This is a genomic window from Heyndrickxia sp. FSL W8-0423 (genome assembly GCF_038009395.1).
Classification (GTDB): domain Bacteria; phylum Bacillota; class Bacilli; order Bacillales; family Bacillaceae_C; genus Heyndrickxia; species Heyndrickxia sporothermodurans.
The window spans coordinates 1,542,799-1,563,465 of record NZ_JBBPBE010000001.1; the positions used below are offsets into that span (position 1 = coordinate 1,542,799).

14 protein-coding genes are annotated in these 20,667 nt (G+C 38.0%); 10 read left to right on the plus strand and 4 right to left on the minus strand.

Annotated features, from left to right (window positions below):
* Positions 1-5 precede the first annotated feature (5 nt).
* The 4 genes from MKY81_RS07810 (at position 6) to dacB (ending at position 5,687) form a co-directional block, all read left to right on the plus strand.
* A complete protein-coding gene (locus MKY81_RS07810) occupies positions 6-1,532 on the plus strand; it encodes a tripartite tricarboxylate transporter permease (RefSeq protein WP_108072452.1) in 1,527 nt (508 codons plus the stop codon).
* A gap of 154 nt (positions 1,533-1,686) precedes the next feature.
* On the plus strand, positions 1,687-3,273 hold the full coding sequence (locus MKY81_RS07815) for a sensor histidine kinase (protein ID WP_341117386.1): 1,587 nt from the start codon (positions 1,687-1,689) through the stop codon (positions 3,271-3,273).
* 1 nt (position 3,274) lies between these two features.
* Positions 3,275-3,982 carry a response regulator gene (locus tag MKY81_RS07820; protein ID WP_235598417.1) on the plus strand — a complete coding sequence of 236 codons (708 nt, stop codon included), beginning with the start codon at positions 3,275-3,277 and terminating at the stop codon, positions 3,980-3,982.
* 202 nt (positions 3,983-4,184) lie between these two features.
* Positions 4,185-5,687, plus strand: coding sequence for a D-alanyl-D-alanine carboxypeptidase/D-alanyl-D-alanine endopeptidase (dacB, locus tag MKY81_RS07825; protein WP_066235948.1), 1,503 nt, complete (start codon positions 4,185-4,187; stop codon positions 5,685-5,687).
* A 44-nt stretch (positions 5,688-5,731) separates the two neighbouring features.
* On the opposite strand, the gene MKY81_RS07830 is transcribed toward dacB, so the two are convergent.
* The 3 genes from MKY81_RS07830 to MKY81_RS07840 are packed head-to-tail and all read right to left on the minus strand — an operon-like array spanning position 5,732 to position 9,692.
* Entirely contained in the window at positions 5,732-6,850 is a 1,119-nt protein-coding gene (locus MKY81_RS07830; protein WP_341117387.1) for a GerAB/ArcD/ProY family transporter, read from the minus strand.
* 23 nt (positions 6,851-6,873) lie between these two features.
* Positions 6,874-8,079 (minus strand): Ger(x)C family spore germination protein, encoded by a 1,206-nt coding sequence (locus MKY81_RS07835; protein WP_341117388.1) that lies wholly within the window; start codon positions 8,077-8,079, stop codon positions 6,874-6,876.
* Positions 8,076-9,692, minus strand: coding sequence for a spore germination protein (locus MKY81_RS07840; protein ID WP_341117389.1), 1,617 nt, complete (start codon positions 9,690-9,692; stop codon positions 8,076-8,078). Before MKY81_RS07840 ends, MKY81_RS07835 begins: the two co-directional genes overlap by 4 nt.
* 135 nt (positions 9,693-9,827) lie before the next feature.
* On the opposite strand from MKY81_RS07840, the gene MKY81_RS07845 reads away from it, so the two are divergent.
* On the plus strand, positions 9,828-10,040 hold the full coding sequence (locus MKY81_RS07845) for a hypothetical protein (protein WP_341117391.1): 213 nt from the start codon (positions 9,828-9,830) through the stop codon (positions 10,038-10,040).
* A gap of 80 nt (positions 10,041-10,120) precedes the next feature.
* Here MKY81_RS07845 and MKY81_RS07850 read toward each other — a convergent pair whose 3' ends face one another.
* Positions 10,121-11,824: a M4 family metallopeptidase gene (locus MKY81_RS07850; protein ID WP_108072462.1), complete on the minus strand. Its 1,704-nt coding sequence runs from the start codon at positions 11,822-11,824 to the stop codon at positions 10,121-10,123.
* A 376-nt stretch (positions 11,825-12,200) separates the two neighbouring features.
* Here MKY81_RS07850 and MKY81_RS07855 point away from each other — a divergent pair, with 376 nt between their 5' ends.
* From MKY81_RS07855 to MKY81_RS07875, 5 genes are all read left to right on the plus strand, one after another.
* Complete coding sequence (locus tag MKY81_RS07855; RefSeq protein WP_108072464.1) at positions 12,201-13,973, plus strand: glycoside hydrolase family 3 protein; 1,773 nt, start codon at positions 12,201-12,203, stop codon at positions 13,971-13,973.
* Positions 13,974-14,051: 78 nt separating this feature from the next.
* Positions 14,052-15,656, plus strand: a complete 1,605-nt coding sequence (locus MKY81_RS07860) for a serine hydrolase (protein WP_341118753.1) — start codon at positions 14,052-14,054, stop codon at positions 15,654-15,656.
* A 68-nt stretch (positions 15,657-15,724) separates the two neighbouring features.
* Positions 15,725-16,984 carry an exo-beta-N-acetylmuramidase NamZ family protein gene (locus MKY81_RS07865; RefSeq protein ID WP_108072466.1) on the plus strand — a complete coding sequence of 420 codons (1,260 nt, stop codon included), beginning with the start codon at positions 15,725-15,727 and terminating at the stop codon, positions 16,982-16,984.
* 100 nt (positions 16,985-17,084) lie between these two features.
* A complete protein-coding gene (locus tag MKY81_RS07870) occupies positions 17,085-19,265 on the plus strand; it encodes an ATP-dependent helicase (RefSeq protein ID WP_327991769.1) in 2,181 nt (726 codons plus the stop codon).
* Between the two features lie 29 nt (positions 19,266-19,294).
* Positions 19,295-20,665 carry an MATE family efflux transporter gene (locus MKY81_RS07875; RefSeq protein ID WP_108072470.1) on the plus strand — a complete coding sequence of 457 codons (1,371 nt, stop codon included), beginning with the start codon at positions 19,295-19,297 and terminating at the stop codon, positions 20,663-20,665.
* Positions 20,666-20,667 lie beyond the last annotated feature (2 nt).

The window sequence follows — 20,667 nt, forward strand, 5'->3', positions numbered from 1 at the left end:
GCATAATGAGTACATTTGATTATTTATTACATGGTTTTGAAACGGCATTGACTTGGTATAATATTTTATTTGCGTTTGTAGGTGTATTAATTGGCACGGCCGTAGGAGTGCTGCCGGGAATTGGTCCTATGAGCGGTGTGGCCCTTTTGATCCCGGTAACAGCATCGATCACTGGCGGGCTTCCTCCAGAGACTGCCGCAACAAGTGCGATCATCCTCCTTGCGGGTGTGTATTATGGTGCGATGTATGGAGGTTCAACGACATCGATCCTAATAAATACCCCTGGTGAATCTTCTTCGGTAGTGACAACATTGGATGGCTATCAAATGGCAAAGAAGGGAAGGGCGGGAAGCGCTCTATCTATAGCTGCGATTGGTTCATTTGTAGGTGGCGTTGTCACAATCATTGCCTTGATTGCCTTAGCCCAACCATTATCCAATATAGCGCTTAAATTTGGACCTGCTGAATATTTTTCGCTTATGCTGTTAGGACTTGCTGCTGTAAGTGGACTAGCGGGAAAATCAGTAACTAAAGCGTTAATCATGACGGTTTGCGGATTACTACTTGGAACCATTGGGATAGATAACGTATCCGGGATTGCCCGTTTTACATTTGATATACCTTGGCTTTACCAAGGAATTGAATTCTTGACAATTGCAGTTGGTTTGTTTGCCCTCGGTGAAGTTTTCAAGACCATCTTGGAAAAAGAAGAAGAGGACGAAAGCATTGCGAAAATTAATAATATGCTTCCAACAAAAGAAGAAATGAAGGAATCGGCGGGGCCAATCGCTCGTGGCTCAATATTAGGCTTCTTCGTTGGGATCTTGCCAGGTGCAGGTGCGACATTAGCTTCCTTTTTTTCTTATCTATTGGAAAAAAGAATTTCAAAAAATCCTGAGAAATTCGGGACCGGAACGATTGCTGGTGTAGCGGCTCCTGAAACCGCCAATAATGCAGCTTCCGGTGGTGCGATGATTCCTTTATTAACATTAGGAATACCAGGATCGGGCACTACGGCCATATTAATGGGAGCATTAATGATGTATAATGTCCAACCGGGCCCATTATTGTTTGATGATCATCCACAAGTAGCGTGGGGATTGATTGCAAGTATGTTTATAGGAAACTTTATGCTGCTCATTCTAAATCTACCACTTGTTAAAGTATTTGCTAAAATTATTCAAACACCTAAACAGTTTTTAATCCCGATGATTATTGCTATTTCCATTTTTGGGGTTTATGCCGTACAGGTTTCAACCAATGATTTACTATTATTACTAGGGTGTGGGGTTTTTGGCTATTTCCTTAACAAGAATGATTATCCTATCGCTCCCCTAGTATTAGGGCTTATATTAGGACCGATGATTGAGAACAATTTGCGAAGAGCCTTAACTATTTCAAATGGTGATTATGGGGTATTCTTCACTCGCCCAATCTCCCTTGCGTTTTTAATTGTGACAGTCCTTTGGTTAACCATCCCAGTATTGTTAAAAGCAAGAGGCAAGAAAGTGGTTATTAATGTAGAAGGGTAAGAATCAATAAGTGTAATAGATGAAAAACTCCTTTTTTGAGGAGTTTTTTTTGTAAAAATAGTATAATTATTAAGAATTTTATAAAATGTAACAATTCAAACAAAGTTCATTTCGATTTGTTAAGTTACATTGCTTTTACAGCAGAGGTGATTGGATGCGATTACATACGAAATTAATGCTTGGATTAAGTTTTCTCATTATGTTAATGGGGGGAATTTTTGAATTTACTTATAAAAATATAATGGAGTCCAATTTAAAGCATGAAAAGGGAAAAAATGCTTTAGCTGTAGCACAATCCATTTCTAATATGCCAAATATTCAAGAAGCCTTTTATACGAAAGATCCGGCTAGTATTATCCAACCTATTGCGGAGAGGATTCGAAAACAGGTGGGCGCAGAATTCATCGTAATTGGCAATCGAAATGAAATTCGTTATTCCCACCCTAATCCCAGCCGAATTGGACAAAAGATGGTGGGCGGTGACAATGAAGCGGCTTTTAAAGGAAAATCAGCCATATCAGAATCAACCGGAACACTAGGTCCGTCCTTGAGGGGGAAGGCGCCTATCTTCTATCAAGGAAAAGTGATTGGCGTCGTTTCTGTCGGTTATCTTCAAACCGATATTGCTGAGGAAGTTTCTAAAGTTCAAAAAAGGATTTTCATGACGACAATAGGGATTTTGCTAGGCGGTTTACTGATTTCTCTCCTAATATCTTTACATATCAAAAAGGCGATCTTTGGACTTGAGCCGGAGGAAATTGCTTGGATGTATCAGGAGAAGCATGCTATTTTGGAATCCATTCATGAAGGGATTATTGCCGTAGATACGAAAGGTCTAATAACGGTTGTAAATGAAACGGCTCACAAAATTCTTCACGTACCGAATGATATTCTTCTTAGAGGGAAACGGATTGATGACGTTCTCGAAAATACACGGCTACTAGATGTCGTAAAGACCGGACAAGCTGAATATGATCGAGAATTTATGATTCTAGGAGAAGTCTATTTAGCTAATCGAATTCCAATTTTTGATAAACGAGGAGTAGTGATTGGGGCAGTGGCCAGCCTTAGGAACAAAAATGATCTGTCTTACCTGCTTCAGGAACTTTCACATGTAAAAGCTTATGCGGAAGGGTTACGGGCCCAGACGCATGAATATTCGAACAGACTTTATACGTTACTTGGTCTCATTCAACTAGGATCATACAAGGAAGCAATTGATTTTATTTCCAAAGAGGTGGATGTCGCACAAGGAATTATTCACTTTCTCATGAAAGAGATTCCTGACCCAATATTAGCTGGTTTCATTCTTGGCAAAGTCAGTTTGGCGAGTGAGCTGAAAATAGATTTCTCAATTGATCGCGATAGTAGCTTCATCGATGTCCCCGCGGAAATAAGTCGGGATTCATTGGTAACGATTATTGGCAACCTGATCAATAATGCATTTGATGCGGTTAGGGAAAATGGAAAAGAAGAGAAAAAAGTAGCGCTCTTTTTAACCGATCTCGGAAAAGAGCTAATTATAGAGGTTGAAGATAATGGAAATGGAATCGCGAAGGACGAAGCGAAAAGAATTTTCCAGGAAGGATATACGACAAAGAATAAGAATACGAATGCGGGGATTGGCTTGTGTCTCGTTCAAAAAGAGATCCATGCTCTTGGGGGAACGATAACCTTTTCAACGAATGAAGGAGAGGGCACGGTATTCACGGTAGCTATACCAAAAAATGGGGGGATTTAGTTTGATTGGCAATAGAACGATCGAGGTACTTATTATTGAGGATGACTTAAGGGTCGCTGAAATACAAAAGCGATTCATTGAACAAATAGAGGGATTCCAAACAGTGGGGATTGCCGCGAGTTATTTAGAAGCGAAAAGCTATATCGATATTTTGCAACCTGACCTTCTGTTATTAGATGTTCACTTCCCGGATATGGATGGTCTCGCATTATTGAAAGAAGCCAAACAACAGCGTAAACAGATGGGCGTGATTATGATTACGGCAGCGAAGGAAATTGATAAAGTGCAAGAAGCTATTAGCATAGGTGTCTTTGATTATATTATTAAGCCTGTTGTATTTGAAAGATTTAAACAGGCATTAATTCAATATCGAGATTTTCAATGCAAGCTAGAGACATTAGGTATGGATTATCCACATATTACACAGGAACAGATCGATCAGCTTTTGCAAAAGGAAAAAAATCGTCTTCCGAAGGATAAATCTCAGCTGCCGAAAGGAATTGATCCACTAACCTTAATAAAGGTGTTAGAAGTTCTCAAAACAGCTTCGGTTGGAGTAACGGCAGAGTTTGTTGCCCAAGAAATGGGTGTGAGCAGAACAACAGCTAGGCGCTATCTGGAACATCTTGTGTCGGGGGAAAAAATTGAAGCTGATTTAGCATATGGGACGGTAGGGAGACCAGAAAGAGTGTACTTGGTTAAAAAATAATCGTCCATGGACAATGTGATTATATTTCAGCATACAGGTCAATACTAGATGTTCCTATTAAATTCTACTATGTAAATAGGCCTGTATATAGGCAATCCAAAAGAACCATTTTAGAGGATAAATCTAAAAATAGAGGTAAAAATTTTATCGCTTTCATACTATTTTAATAGCTAGAAAAAGAGATAATAAAGGGGGAAACTGGATGGGGAAAAGATTTATAAAACAATGGTTACTTGTCTTAGCAGTATTTATGGTAGCAATTATTCCTTATGTAAATAAGGAAACAACAACCTATGTAAATGCATCGGACGAGTATGCTGAATTAGGTCACCAAATAAACGTAATTTTAAATGATAAGAAATTAGATGGTTCAGTAACCGGTGTAAGTCTTCGCTCAGCAGATAGCGGGGAAATTTTATATGAGCATTTCGGAGATGTACGATTGCGACCCGCTTCCAACATGAAGTTATTAACAGCCGCTGCAGCTTTAGAAACACTTGGGGGAAATTATCGATTTACAACAGAGGTATTGACGGATGGGAATGTTAAAGGCAAGGTCCTTCAAGGGAATCTCTACTTAAAAGGAAAAGGAGATCCGACACTTCTGAAAGAAGATTTAGACCGATTAGCCGATCAGTTGAAAAAGCAAGGAATTGGAAAAATTCATGGAGATTTAATCGGTGACGACACATGGTATGATAATGTCCGCTTATCACAAGATTTGACATGGACAGACGAAACGGAATATTATGGATCGCAGGTTTCCGCACTTACTGTATCACCAAATACAGACTATGATACTGGTACTGTTATAGTAGAAGTCACCCCTTCTTCAAAAGTTGGAAAACCTGCTAAATGGACTGCGACACCGGAAACCGACTATGTAAAAATTATTAACAAAGCGGTAACTGTTGAAAAGGATGGCAAGAAAAATATTACGATTCAACGGGAACATGGAAAAAATACAATTGTAATTGATGGAACAATTCCTGTTGGTGCAAGTGCAGCTAAGGAATGGATGGCTGTTTGGGAACCTTCAGAATATGCATTGTCACTGTTTAAACACTCTTTAAAAGAAAAGGGAATTCAATTCATCGGGAAAAATGATATGAAGCTTGGCAAAACACCTAAAAATGGTCAACTACTAGCCGAAAAAAAATCAATGCCATTAAAGGATGTACTCATTCCTTTCATGAAACTAAGCAATAATGGACATGCAGAAATGTTAGCAAAGGAAATGGGTCAGGTTATTTATGGGGAAGGAAGCTGGGATAAAGGATTGAAAGTGATTAGAGATACCGCTGCCTCACTGGGTGTGAATACACAAACATTGATGCTTAGGGATGCATCAGGGATGTCACATGTTGCGATGATTCCAGCAAATGAAATATCCCAACTTTTATTTGCGATACAATCAAAAAGCTGGTATCCATCTTACCTAGCTTCCTTGCCTGTTGCTGGAGATGATGACCGATTTGTCGGTGGCACGTTAAGAAATCGGATGAAAGAACCTCCGACAAAAGGAAATGTCATTGCAAAAACCGGTTCCTTGACCACTGTGAGCACATTATCCGGATATGTAACAATGAAAAGTGGCGAACGAATCATCTTTTCTATTTTAAATAATAATTATGTATCTTCCGGCATTACAGAAATTCAAGATAAAATTGCAAAAGCAATTGCCAGTTATGATACAAAAAAATAATAGAATAGGAAAAAGAGCTCATTCATATCGAGCTCTTTTTTCTGTTACCCGGATATATTATGTTTCTTTTTATTTTGAATGAAATGTTTAAGAAAGGCTACCATGAGTAGCATTATCGGAATGATGACCTGGAATGGTATATGTAAATAGATAGGTACAATAACTAATCCTTCTTTCATATGTTCAGCAAAACTGCTAGCGATCGACATTGACAAAATTAGGATGATGAGCCCGATTGGAAAGACGAGCTTTTTATGATTTTTCAACTTAAATAAGTCTGCCGTTCCAATCAGACCGACATAGAAGAAGACACTTATTTTGAAAAATCCCCCGATAATGACAGCAAGCATGAAAAAAACATCAAGACGCTCTAAGAAGCTTGCTACTTCAATTCGTTGAATGGTTGTTAAAAGTGGGAAAGGGGAACGAGAAACGAGATTTATCCCATTAACTGCTATATTAACCGCCATTGTTAGGGCTAGATTTATCCCACTTAAAATGATTGCTGAAAAACCAACAATCTTTGCTTTAGATGGTGTATTTAAATAGGGAAGAATCATAGTAAAGGCAATCATTTCACCAAATGGGACGTAAACGGTTTGTTTAAATGCAACGTCAAGTATTCTTACTATCCCCTCTTCAAGGATGGGTTTCAACTGGTTAAGATCGATTAAGCCGGAAATGATGACAAGTAAAAAACCGGTAATGGCTAAAAAATAGAGAAAAGCAAAAAGTAATTCCCCTGTTCTCGCTAGCACTTCAATCCCTTTATGGACAGCGTACATAATCGCTAAAATCATGATCGTATTTATTATAAAAAGTGGTGAATTCGGATAGGCAAAGGTTAATAATAATTCACCAAAATCTCGAAGTACCCTTGACGAAAGATAGAGGAAATATAATATATAAAGAAAAGCAACGAGCTTACCAAAAAAGGAACCAATGATTTCTTGGGCATAGGATGTAAGTGGTTTGCCTGGGTAAAATTGATATAGTCGATAGTAGATGTAATACAAAAATAATCCCCCAAGCATACCGATTAGAATTGAAAGCCATGCATCCTGCTTCGCATCTGTTCCTAAGGAAATAACAAGTGCACTTCCATGTTCAAATAAAACGTATAAAACAAATAATTGTATCGGTGTTATTTTTACTTTTTCCATGAAAATCACCCATTCCCATTATGCTACTTTAAATCCGAAAAATATGGATTATTCCTTAATCCGGTTCTTCTAATAAATACGTCGACTTTTACATTAACAGTAAGCTCTGGAAAGACGATTTCATTCCAATCTTGATCGACCTTTTTCCACAAATCCGGTGATTTACGATAAAATATCTCCCCAAATCCAAAAATATCAGTTTTCTCTTTTTGAATAATTTTTACGGCATGTAACATTTCTTTTTTTATTTTTTTTGCTATATTTTTTTCCAATTGCTGCAGTATTTTTGGATCTGTTAAGTCTATAGGCACTGTAGCTTCTCTAATATCGCCTTCTGCTTTAATATGAATTGTATAAATCGGTTTATTGTTTTTTATTTTTAGATGAATTTCCGACTTTCTTGAATTGACAGCAAAGGATATGGGAAGTTTTTGCTCATCCCAATTTATCCCAATTACTGTTTGGTCTAACTTGTTTAATATCCAAACAATGCTACGAGCTGTCTGACCATAGATGACTTTTTCTAATTTTCCTTCTTTGAAAATTGCCAACCCTCCAGCTGATAGCCGTGCTGCTGCTTCGGTTGTTTCCGTATTGGATTGGCCTTGCCCTTGTTCGAGATCCCCTTTTATGATAAATGTGCTCATGATCGGTTCCTTTCCGGGGTTAGTTAACCGTTTGATGACATCACCTACACTTACATCGATACTTTCACCTAGCGCCTTTTCAGTAAATTTCAATGCTTTAGTAATTTTATTTGCCGGAAGTTTGTCGATTGGAGTTAGAATTTTCAGCATATCGATTGCTCTACTATTTTCGGCAACTACGATTGAAGCAGTTGTTCGAAATTGAGGATTTCTCTCGACAATGTCGAATATTTTTGTAATGTCTCCTCGAGCCAATTCTTCCCCGATGATGACTAAATTAGCATGCGCATAATAGACCTTACGTGATATTTCTTTTGATGCAATCCTTGCCGCCTCTTCTAAATTATTTCCGGTGGTACTGTATACTGTAACAGGTATACCGCTGCTTCCACCTCCTTGTTCACTGGCAACGTTACCAGGATTAATAATTTGAAAGGTAAGCAGATATTCTCCATTATCTGTTTTGTCTACACCAACTGCGTTCACTATTGCTAAATCTGTAAGCTCACTTTTATCCCAACAACCAGTAAGAAATGTAATGGAAGTAATAAGTATGGTGAGGAGTAGACAATTTCTTTTCATTTTCCTTCACCGTTTTTATCAGAATGTTGCTTTGGTGGCTGTGGTTTTTGATTTTTACCGGAACGAATAATATTCTTTTGGCTAATCAATCTAGGTCTTTCTTTAAACGCCCATATTGGCATTCGGGTGATTGTATCATCCACATTGTTTTTTATAAACGGTGCTAATGGAGACATGTACGGAACGCCAAAGGAACGTAAACTGCATAAATGAATAAGCATGACTAACCCTCCTATAATTAATCCATAGAAGCCAAATGTTGCAGCAAGTATCATGAATAAAAATCGAATTAAGCGAGCGGCAATCGCCATAGAAAAGGATGGCGTTGAAAAGCTAGCAATAGCGGTAATGGAGACGATAATCACCATTGCGGGTGAAACAATTCCAGCTTGCACCGCAGCTTCACCGATGACTAGGGCACCTACAATCGAAACCGTTTGTCCAACTGCCTTTGGAAGTCTTACCCCTGCTTCACGTAAGATTTCAAAGATCACTTCCATAATGACTGCCTCTACAAAGGCGGGAAATGGGACCGTTTCCCTTTGGGCAGCGATTGTAATGAGAAGGAGAGTAGGGATCATTTCTTGATGAAAGGTGGTAGCCGCGATATAAATCGATGGTGCGGTAAGAGAGATGAAAAAAGCTAACACCCTTAATAAACGGATACCTGTTGATATATCAAATCGAGTATAATAATCATCGGCTGCTTGAAAAAACTCTGCAAATAAAGCTGGGGCGGTAAGGATAAATGGCGTTCCATCAACTAAAATGGCAATTCTGCCTTCTAAAATATTTGCAGCAACAACATCAGGTCTTTCTGTATGATAGAGTGTCGGAAAAGATGTAAATGTTTGGTCTTCTATAAGCTGTTCAATGTACCCTGATTCCAATATGCTATCGATATCAATCCGCTTTAATCTTTTTCTAACTTCCTTAATGATGTCATCATTAGCAATGCCGTTAATATACATAATCGCAACATCTGTTTGTGTTTCTTTTCCAATTTTTATCGTTTCAAGCCATAGATTTGGATTTTTGATTCTTTTGCGAATTAAGGCGGTATTAGTTCGAAGGGTTTCGGTGAATCCTTCTCGTGGACCTCGTATTGTCGTTTCCGTACTTGGCTCAGAAATTTGTCTCTTTTCCCCACCTATAGTACTCACACTTAATGCCTCATTCGCTTTATCCATCAGGATGATTGTTGCACCCGAGAATAACGATTGGAATAAATCATCCCATCTATAAATGGAGGTAATTCCTCCAATGGCAATTATTTCATTCTTTATAAAGTGAAGGGCATGTTGAGCGGAAACAGGATAGGGAATTTCCTTTTCATGAATTAGACCTTCTAGGATAAAATCATTAATCGTTTTATCGTCAACAAGTCCGTCAGTATAAAGAACCGCAAAACGGATTGATTCACTTAAATGCATTTTGCGAATCACAATATCGGAACTATTACCTGTCGCTTTAATAATCTTTTTTATATTTTCATCTAAATCGGTTCCAATCTCATCTTCAGATATGGAGACGGTAGCTTGCCCGCTAATATCCTTCCCTTTTTTTACATTTTGTTTTTTGTTCTTTTTGAAAATTTTCAACCAATTGGGCATGATGTCTCCTCATTTTCGTAAGGTTATGTATACTTCAAAATTTCCCCAATCTAAAGGTAATTTATGCAAGTATCAATTATTTTCTAAAAATCGGAAAAGATAATAGAAGTTATTGTTATGAAAGGATAAGAACAAATGAAATTACTAAGCATCAGTTTTGGTCTACTAGTAGTATTACTATCTTTTGCCGTAGGAATAGATATGCTCATGGGATACAAACTTCAAAAGGCAATAAACAACGTCATCATCCCTTTCAGCGTCATGGATCCCATCGAAATCATCACACTAAGCTTCTTCATCCTCCTCCTCCTCATCCAATCACTAAACACAGAACGTCAAAAAAAATAAAGTGCCTGACACCATTTATACAAAAAATGAAATAAATATTCAAAAAAATGTATAAATGGTGCCTGACACCGATATGGTATTTATTGGAGGATGCCGACTTGGTTTAGGCCGTACTCGGTTGCTTGGGCTTCGGTGCTGTTTTCGCCGTATATGTCAATGGCAGATTGGATAAGTGCTTGCCTGGCATCGCTGAAGTTTGAATCGGGAGTTAGATAAACGGTAAGTGCTCGGTAATAGATTTGTCCAAGTTTGTCTTTTCCAATTTGTTCTCCTGTTAAGTAGGCAGCATGATTAATGATGGAGGAATTGACATGGACCCCGCCGTTATCTAGATTAATTGGAAGATGGTAGAATTCATCCATATGTTTTGGATATACACCACTTCCATTTCCGTAAGGAGTGTAGGCTGCGTTCACCGGAAACTTGTTTGGATTGCTCATACTTCTTAGGGCTGTTCTTCCGGAGGCTTTTGCTTCAGGGGCCATAATATCTTCGCCAATTTCCCAGCTGTCTTCATTCACTAATGCACCAAAAATATCAGAGAATGCTTCATTGAGTGCACCAGATTCATTTCGGTATTTTAATCCAGCTGTGTGGGTAGTTACTCCATGCGTCATTTCATGTGCTGCTACATCAAGACCGGCTGAAAGGGAAATCATGAACTGTCCGTCCCCGTCACCATAAGTCATTTGTCGTCCATTCCAGAAGGCATTATTATAGCCATCTCCGTAGTGAACGGTTGACTTTATTTCCATGCCCTTATCATCCAAAGAATTACGGCCATGTTTGTCTAAATAATAGTGGTAAACTTTTTCGGAATTATAATGGGCATCGACTGCTGCACGATCATAATCATCATTCCAAGAATTGTTTTTCTTTGCAAATAGTTTACCAGGCAGCGGATTAGTTCTTGAATCGAACTCCTTTTCAAAATCGTAGGTAGTAATTCCTCCTAAATGGTCATGATTAATATCATTTAGAAAAAACATCATTCCATTTCCTAATTTCGGATCTTTCTTTTTGGAAATATGAAGTTCGCGTTTTTCTCCTAATACCCCTGTGCCTACACCCTTCATCGGTTTATAATCGTCGCCATCGACGTGCATTAATTCGTTATACATATCTACAACGTCGCCTGTTTTTGCATCGATAAATACATCCCAATTTCCAGGATGTTCCCCAAGAAAATTCACATTTACTTTATAAGTGACATAGTTTTCGCCATTAAAAGGATAAACGACCAACTCTTGAGTAGGTTCATAGTCTAAGTCTTTTGGTGCAGAGACGATCTCCTTCGCTTTTTCAATGGCCTGATCTGCAGTAATTTTTGCTTTTGTATTTAAATCTGTCTCTGCGATATCATTACTATATTGGCCGTTGACAGTTTGTACGGTCCCTTCTTTGTCATAATGGACAATGACTTCAGCACCCTCTACCGGGATTCCATTTTTTGTTTGTTGCAAACGTACATGGGTCATACCAAATTTATCAATCTCCATTTTTTTGACCTTTAAGTGTTTCGCAGGTTCCTTCATTTTTAAGAGATTCTTGTTTTTTTCAACATAATTAATTGCTGCAACATCTTTTTTCTTCTTTACTCCTAGCTTCTTAGCAAAGATAGAATGGTTGGTATCCCTTTTTAAACTTTTCTTGGCATCCATCTTTTGAATCTTTGGATATCCTGAATCATCGGGCTGAATTGCATAAGCAGCACCTCCGGAAAACGATCCTCCTATAATTGCCGCAGACAAAATCATAGGAATAACGAATTTTTTCTTATTCATTCAATCTCCTCCTCTACTAGATTATGTCAAGTTTATAGAAAAAATAGATAGAATAATAGTAACTTTCAGACTATTTTAACTTTAGGCAAAAAATCACGTAAAAGTAAGTAAAACGCATATTAATTAGTTTTAAAGAAATCGATTATAAAACTGGTCTATGTCTATTTACAGTGTCTTTTTCACAAGCATTTTGGGCATGATTGTGTATTGAATGCCGCTTTCGAAAATATGTAAAAAGACATAGGCATCCAGTTATGAATATAGGGAATCTTCTAAATAAAAAAGGGCAAAAGTTATATAGACAAATTCATCAGTATTGATAGACTTTAATACAAGTAAGCCCTTACAAAAATTTGAACTTAGGGGAGGAAAACAAATGCCTAAAAAAATTTGGGTGTTCATGCTGACATTCGTGTTTCTGCTTTCATTAATGTTGCCAAATGCACCAACTGCTCAGGCAAAGGGAAAACCGAAGGGGAACCAGGAGAAGATAGCTAAAAAGTGGGTGAAGAAAAAGCTGAAAAGCATGTCTGTCGAAGAAAAAGTCGGACAGCTTTTTATCATTCATGCATATGGAAAAACACCTACCGACCCAGATTATACGGAAACGAATTTAAACTCCAAACGCGGAGGGGCAAATTATAAAGAAATTATCGAGAAATTCCATATCGGTGGAGTCATCTATTTTAATTGGAACGACAATATTGGCACCCCTATTAATCCGAAACAAGTCCAAGCATTATCTAATGGACTACAAAAGATTGCTTTGAAACAAAAATCAAAGATTCCTTTATTCATATCAACCGACCAAGAAGGTGGAATCGTCGCACGTGTCACCGAACCAGCAACTGTATTGCCTGGAAACATGGCGCTAGGTGCAACTAAATCTGTGACTTATGCAAAAAAATCGGCGGAAATTATCGGAACAGAGTTAAAAAGTTTAGGAATAAATATGGATTTCGCTCCTGACTTAGATGTTAATGTGAATCCGGAAAATCCAGTCATTGGCGTACGTTCTTACTCTGAAAACCCCAATTTAGTAGGAACCTTAGGAACTGCACAGATTGAAGGATTACAAAAGCAAAATGTCATTGCAACAGGAAAGCATTTTCCAGGTCATGGAGATACCAATGTCGATTCCCATTATGGGCTACCAATTGTGAATCATGATTTAAAGACGCTTTACGAAGTTGATTTAAACCCATTTAGGACAGCGATTAAATCCGGTGTTGATGCGATCATGACGGCGCATATCGTCGTTCCAGCTTTAGATTCTTCCGGCTTACCGGCGACATTGTCCAAACCGATTATGACCGGGGTTCTTCGAAATCAGCTTAAGTATGATGGATTAATAATTACCGACAGTTTAGATATGTCAGGAGCAAATGTCTTGCCTGCTGATCAAGTGCCAGTAGCAGCGTTCGAAGCAGGGGCAGATATTTTGCTTAATCCACCAGATGTTGAACTTGCCTATAAATCTATATTAAAAGCAGTAAAAACAAAGAAAATTAGTAAAAAGCGCCTTGATCAATCAGTAACTCGAATTCTGCTAGCGAAATATAAGCGTGGGATTATCAAACAGCCACTCACAAAGGAAAAAATGCTTAAAAAAATAGGAACACCAGAAAATCTAAAGATGGCAGATGAAATCACTGAAAAAAGCATTACATTAATTAAAAATGATCATCACACTCTACCTCTTAAGCGCAATCAAAAAGTGTTAATTACCGGCCCAACGACGGCAAATTCTGAAAGACTAGGCACACTACTAACCGATAAAGGTTTGGACGCTATCGCCTATGGCACAAATACTTCACCAACTGCAGCGGAAATTCAAACGGCAGTGGATAAAGCAAAAAACACCGATGTCATCGTCGTTGCCACGTATAATGCGAATACAAATACTGCCCAGCAAACAATGGTTAAAGCACTAAAGCAAACAGGTAAACCTGTTGTAATTGCATCGATGAGAAATCCATACGATATTATGTCATTTCCCGAGGTAGATGCGAATATTTTAACCTATGGAAATCGTGATATCTCAACAAGAGCACTGGCAAAGGCGTTAGTAGGAGAAATTTCACCAAGTGGAAAGCTTCCGGTTACAATTCCCGGTCTATATTCATTTGGTACGGGACTACATTATTAATAGGGGGAGATCCAATTGAACAAGAAAATCATTAAAACATGTTCAGTGGCCTTGTTGAGTACAACTTTATTGTTTTCAATGCAGGGGATATCAACAATAGAAGCTAGCAAGCGAGATGATGTGATGCAAACAAAATATACATGGGATCATCCTGGACCATCTTTACCCGTCTTACTATCGGGAAAGCCTAAGCAAGCCGGAATGTCTGAAGCCCCATTAAAAGAAATGGATTCAATTATTAATGATGCAATCAATCAAAAAGTCATGCCCGGTGCTGTCACCTATGTTGCAAGAAAAGGAGTGACGGTAAAACATCAAGCATATGGATATGCCTATCGTTATACGGATGATCAGTTTACTGAAACCAATCAACCCATCCAAATGAAAAAAGATACGATTTTTGATATAGCTTCCATTAGTAAAATTTTCACTTCGATTGCAGCGATGCAGTTATATGAAAAAGGAAAATTCAAACTAGATGATCCTGTAGCTAAGTACATTCCGGAATTTGCGGAAAACGGCAAGGAAACAGTCACGATACGTCAACTAATGACCCATACTTCTGGATTTGAACCAGGAATTCTCGTTTATAAAATGGGCACATCAAGAGCGGATAGGTTAGAGATTGTGTTAAAGCATAAGCTCACGAATGCTCCGGGAACAACTTACACGTATAGTGATTTGAATATGATTACTTTAGGTGTTCTTGTGGAAAGGCTGTCAGGGCAAAGGCAAGATGAGTATGTAAAAGAACATATTACGAAACCGCTTGGCATGAAGGATACGATGTACAATCCACCTGCATCTTTGAAATCAAGAATTGCTGCAACGGAATATCAACCTTGGACGAATAGAGGTCTCGTATGGGGGCAAGTTCATGATGAAAATTCCTGGTCCCTCGATGGTGTAGCAGGACATGCGGGCGTCTTTTCAACCGCCAATGATCTAGCTATCCTAGGACAGACATTTTTAAATGAAGGGAAATACGGTCATTCACGAATTTTAAAAGCTTCAACGGTGAAGTTAATGGAGAAAAATATGAATCAAGCATTTCCAGGGGATGATCATGGTCTTGGCTATGAATTGAATCAAGGTTGGTATATGGATGGGTTTGCAGAGGAAAATACGATGGGCCATACAGGATATACAGGAACTTCATTAGTGATTAGTCCAAAGAACCAAACAGTTGTTATTCTTTTAACAAATCGAGTTCATCCATCCCGCAATACCGTTTCAACGAACCAAACGAGAAGACTCGTTGCAAGACAAGCGGGGGATGCGATTCCTGTTGAAATGAAAGGAAAAAAACAAGCATGGTTTGCCGGTTATGGAGATAACAAAAAATCAATATTACAAGCAGAAGTAGACATTAAAAAACCTGCAACACTTACGTTCGAAACATGGTATAGAATTGAGAAGGATGCCGATTATGGGAAGGTGGAAATTTCCAACGACGGTAAGAGTTGGACTTCCCTTGGAACGGAATATACAGGATCAAGTATGAAATGGCAAAAAGCAACCTATGCGATTCCTGTGGGTACAAAATTTATTCGCTTTCAATATGAGACAGATGCTTCAGTAAATGGAAGAGGATGGTATATCGCAGACCCGCAAATTAAGTCAAAAGGTAAAAAGGTAAAGCTTCATTTTAATAGTAATGATTGGGAATTACGAAATCGCTAGATTAAGGAGTATGTAGGAAATGGAGTTGGGGAAACCAGCTCCTTCTCACTTAAGAGAGGAGAATCGAGATGAAAAAGTGGTTAGTCGCGATTATAGCAGTGATTCTATCTGTTTCATGTTTATCTGCAGCTTTAGCGAAACCAATCGAGCCTGCGAAAAAGCATAAAGACAAGTCGTTTCAACTAGGAGTAGAAGTATTGTTAAAAGATCAACTTAACTTATTAAAAGGGAAAAAAGTCGGACTCATAACCAATCCGACTGGTGTTGATCAGTCCTTAACGAGTATCGTCGATAAATTTTACAATAATAAACAAATTAATTTGGTTGCCTTATTTGGACCGGAACACGGTGTAAGAGGAAGTGAACAAGCAGGATCCTACGTTCCATTTTATATCGATGAAAAAACAGGTCTTCCTGTTTATAGTCTTTATGGAGAAACGAAAAAACCAACTCCCGAAATGCTAAAAGGTGTAGATGTTCTTGTATTCGATATCCAAGATGTAGGTGCTAGATTTTATACGTATATTTACACAATGGCCTATGCAATGGAAGCTGCCAAAGAAAATAATATCCCATTTATCGTTCTAGATCGCCCGAATCCGCTTGGCGGTACAAAAGTAGAAGGGACAGTGCTAGATCCGAAATACTCCTCATTTGTCGGTCTATACCCAATTGCCTTGCAGCACGGGATGACGGTAGGAGAACTGGCAAAATACTTCAACAAGGAGTTTAAGATAGGTGCCGATCTAATAGTTGTTAAGATGAAAGGCTGGAAACGGAATATGTACTACGATGAAACACCGCTTCAGTGGGTGCTTCCATCACCAAATATGCCGACTTTAGATACTGCACTTGTATATCCGGGTGCAGCGCTTATTGAAGGAACAAATGTCTCGGAAGGAAGAGGAACAACAAAGCCATTTGAGCTGATCGGTGCACCATTTATAGACGGAGAAGAACTTGCCCAAACATTAAATAATCTCAAGCTTCCGGGTGTCATGTTTAGAAGTGCTTACTTCACCCCAACGAGCTCGAAATTTAATGGCCAACTCTCCGGTGGCATTCAAATTCATGTAACTGACCGAAAAAGCTATCAATCTGTAAAAACGGGAGTAGCGATCGTCAAAACCATTCATGATCTTTATCCAAACGATTTTGCCTTCCGTCCGGAAAATAGCAGCGGAATTTCTGCATTCGACCAATTAATCGGCAATGGATGGGTGCGAAAAGCGATAAACGACGGAACTTCCCTCAAGGAGATTGAAAGTAACTGGAAAAACGATTTAAAGAAGTTTGAGAAAACGAGAAAGAAATATTTGCTCTATTAAAAAATCGGCTGCTAGCATTGCTAGCAGCTTTTTGTGCTTCAGCTTGTATGGTAATATTAGAACAATATATATTTTGATAGTTTTAGTGAGGTTTTAGCAAATGTCTTTAGGAGAAAAATTTTTTGAGTCTAAACAGCAGCAATTAGGTGTTTCACTGAACGATGTTCAAAAGAAAGCTGTTCTTCAGACTGAGGGTCCACTCCTACTTTTAGCAACCCCCGGCTCAGGAAAAACGACAACCATCATCATGAGAATTGGCTATATAATAGAAGAAAAAGGTGTGAATCCGGCAAGGATTAAAGCGGTAACGTTTAGTAAAGCATCCGCCATCGATATGGAAGAGAGATTCAAACGTTTCTTTCCATCTCTTCCTCCAGTTAATTTTTCAACGATTCATAGTTTAGCTTTTGAAATAGTACGCGAACATTTCACTCATCAAAAGATTGCTTATCAATTAATCGAGGGCGGAACAACAGTAAATCAAAACAATCGCCCTTTAAATAAAAAAATGATCCTTCGAGAACTATTTAAACAAATGGTGGGCGAAGTGATAACAGAGGATCAACTAGAGGAGTTAACAACCTATATTAGCTATATAAAAAATAAACTTCTTCCACAGAAAAAATGGTCAACCGTTGAATGTACTGTTCCCCAGGCAGAACAAATTTTACGAGAATATGAAAAAGTTAAACGAACAAGTTCGAATCAATTATTAGTAGATTATGATGACATGTTAACGATAGCTAACAGAGTATTAGAAGAAGAGGGAGAACTTCTTCTAAAGTATCAACAAAGATATGACTATTTTCTTACCGACGAAAGTCAAGATACATCGATGGTTCAACATGCAATCATTGAAAAACTCGTACAGAAGCATAAAAATCTATGTGTTGTAGCCGATGATGACCAATCGATCTACACATGGCGTGCGGCGGAACCACAATATTTAATGGATTTCAAAAAAGTATATCCGGAAGCAACGATTCTTAAGATGGAGCAAAATTATCGTTCATCAAAGGATATCGTTAATGCTGCCAACCAATTCATCAAGCGAAATAAGCATCGCTATGATAAAAATATGTTTACAGATAACCCAGCTGCTAAACCAATTATCGTGAAACGTCATTTTAATGATAAAAATCAAACGTCGTATTTAGTGAAAGAAATTTCTACAGTTGCAAACTATCGAGATGTTGCTGTGTTATACCGAAACAACTCGTCATCAATTCCGCTTATTAATCTATTTGATCGAGCTGGCATCCCTTTTTATATAAAAGACTCGGACAATCGATTTTTTTCCCATTGGGTTGTTGAAGACATATTGAATTTCATGAGAATGACTTTTAATGATAAACGTGTAGATATTTTAGATAAAATCCATATGAAATTTAATGGGTATATTACGAAACAGCAAATGGCCGAATTAAAAGCTGTACGTAATAACGATTCAGTTTTTGACAATCTTCTTCAGTTCGTCCAGTTAAAGGAATATCAAGTAAAACAACTGAAAAAATGCAAGGAAATTTTCCGTGATATGAAGGGAATTGCTCCTCTTTCTGCTATCCGATATATTCGCTATGAGCTAGGATACGAGAAGGCTCTCGAGAAAATGAGCGAACGACTTGGCTTTAATCTGGAATATCTCGTGGGAATTCTCAATACATTAGAAGAAATTGCGGATACATTAGAGACGATGGAAGAGTTTGCACATCGTTTAAAATATTTAGAAACATTGATGAAAAATTCAAAGCGACAAAAAAATGAAAACGTCGTGACACTTTCTACTTTCCACAGTTCGAAGGGGCTGGAGTTTAAACGCGTGTACATGATTGACTTAGTGGATGGAATGATCCCTTCAAAGGCAGAAACAAAAAGCTATGATGAAGGGAATCATGAGCTAATGGAAGAAGCTGTTCGTCTTTTCTATGTTGGAATGACTCGGGCAAAGCAGCATCTAGAACTCCTTTCATACGAAAAGAAAAATGGCAGCCCTGTAAAGGAATCCCCATTTTTAAGCAATATCCGCCAAATTATTGCTCCCGTCAAGGAAAAGGCACAATTAAATGCTGTCGCTAATAAGTCAAAAGTTCCTTCTAATCCAAATGGAATAAAGGATCGTTCACAACTGGTGGAAGGAAAAATGATCAAACATCGTGTGTTTGGTCATGGTGAAATTACGCATATCGGACAGGAGAGCATCGACATTCAATTTCCATCTAGCAACAAGAAATTATCCCTTTCAACATGTATAGAAATGGGACTTCTGGAACCAGTCGATTAATATTATTTACGTGTAGGAGTACCGGAAAAATGAATCAAACGTATACAATGAAGGAAAAAATAAAACAAATATTTATTTTACTCATTCCTATTTTAATCACTCAATTAGGAATGTTTTCGATGGTGTTTTTTAACACGATTTTGTCGGGTAAGTATCATTCTTCCGATTTGGCGGGAGTGGCAATTGGATCTTCTATATGGAATCCGGTATTTACAGGATTAAGCGGAATTCTACTAGCCGTATCGCCAATTGTCGCCCAGCGCTTTGGAGAAAAGAAAAATAAAGAAGTATCATCTATTGTAGTCAATGGCGTCTATCTATCGTTAATGATCGCATTATTAGTAATTGTACTTGGCTTTTTTCTATTAGATCCATTATTAAATCGAATGAATCTGCCGGTTCGTGTGCAAAATACAGCACATGACTATTTAGTTGGATTAAGTTATGGCATTCTTCCACTATTTATTTTTAATGTTTTAAGATCATTTATCTACGGACTCGGAAAAACACGTGTCGTTATGGTGATTATGATTTCATCGTTACCGTTTAATTTCTTATTAAATTATTTGTTTATTTATGGACATTGGGGTCTCCCAGAACTTGGGGGAGCAGGTGCAGGTTATGCAACCTCCATTACGTATTGGATTATAGCAGGGATAACAGCGTACATCATTAAACGACAAGAACCATTTTCGGCATATCGAGTATTTTCCAATTTTAAAAAGTTTTCAGTTGAAAAATGCAAGGAAATCTTAAAAATTGGTGTCCCGATGGGATTATCAACCTTTTTTGAAACGAGTATGTTTGCCGTTGTGACGATATTAATTAGTAAGTTCAGTGTGACAACGATTGCTGCCTACCAATCAGCTCTTAATATCGTTTCGTTTCTCTATATGGTTCCTGTAAGTATTTCTTTAGCTTTAACTGTTTTGGTCGGCTTTGAAGTGGGGGCAAAACGTTATAAAGACGCGAAGGCATATAGTTGGTTAGGAATTAGTTTATCTGTCATCATTGCTCTTTTTACCGGTTTACTCGTAGTTTTATTTAGATACAAGGTAGCAGGCTTCTATTCAAATGAACTAGCCGTTATTAACTTAACTGCGCATTTTTTAATTTATGCTTTATTTTTCCAAATTTCTGATGCGATTCAAGCGACTGCACAAGCGGCACTGCGGGGATACAAAGATGTTAACGTCGCATTTATTACGACCCTTATTGCTTACTGGCTCATTTGCTTACCGGTTGGCTATTTATTAGCACATTTCACCTCCCTTGGTGCACCAGGATATTGGATTGGCTTAACATCCGGATTACTGGCAGCTGGGATTGGATTAGCAGCAAGACTTATTTATATTCAAAAACGGAAATTCGTGATTGTAAAAATGGTTATGAAAGGATGACA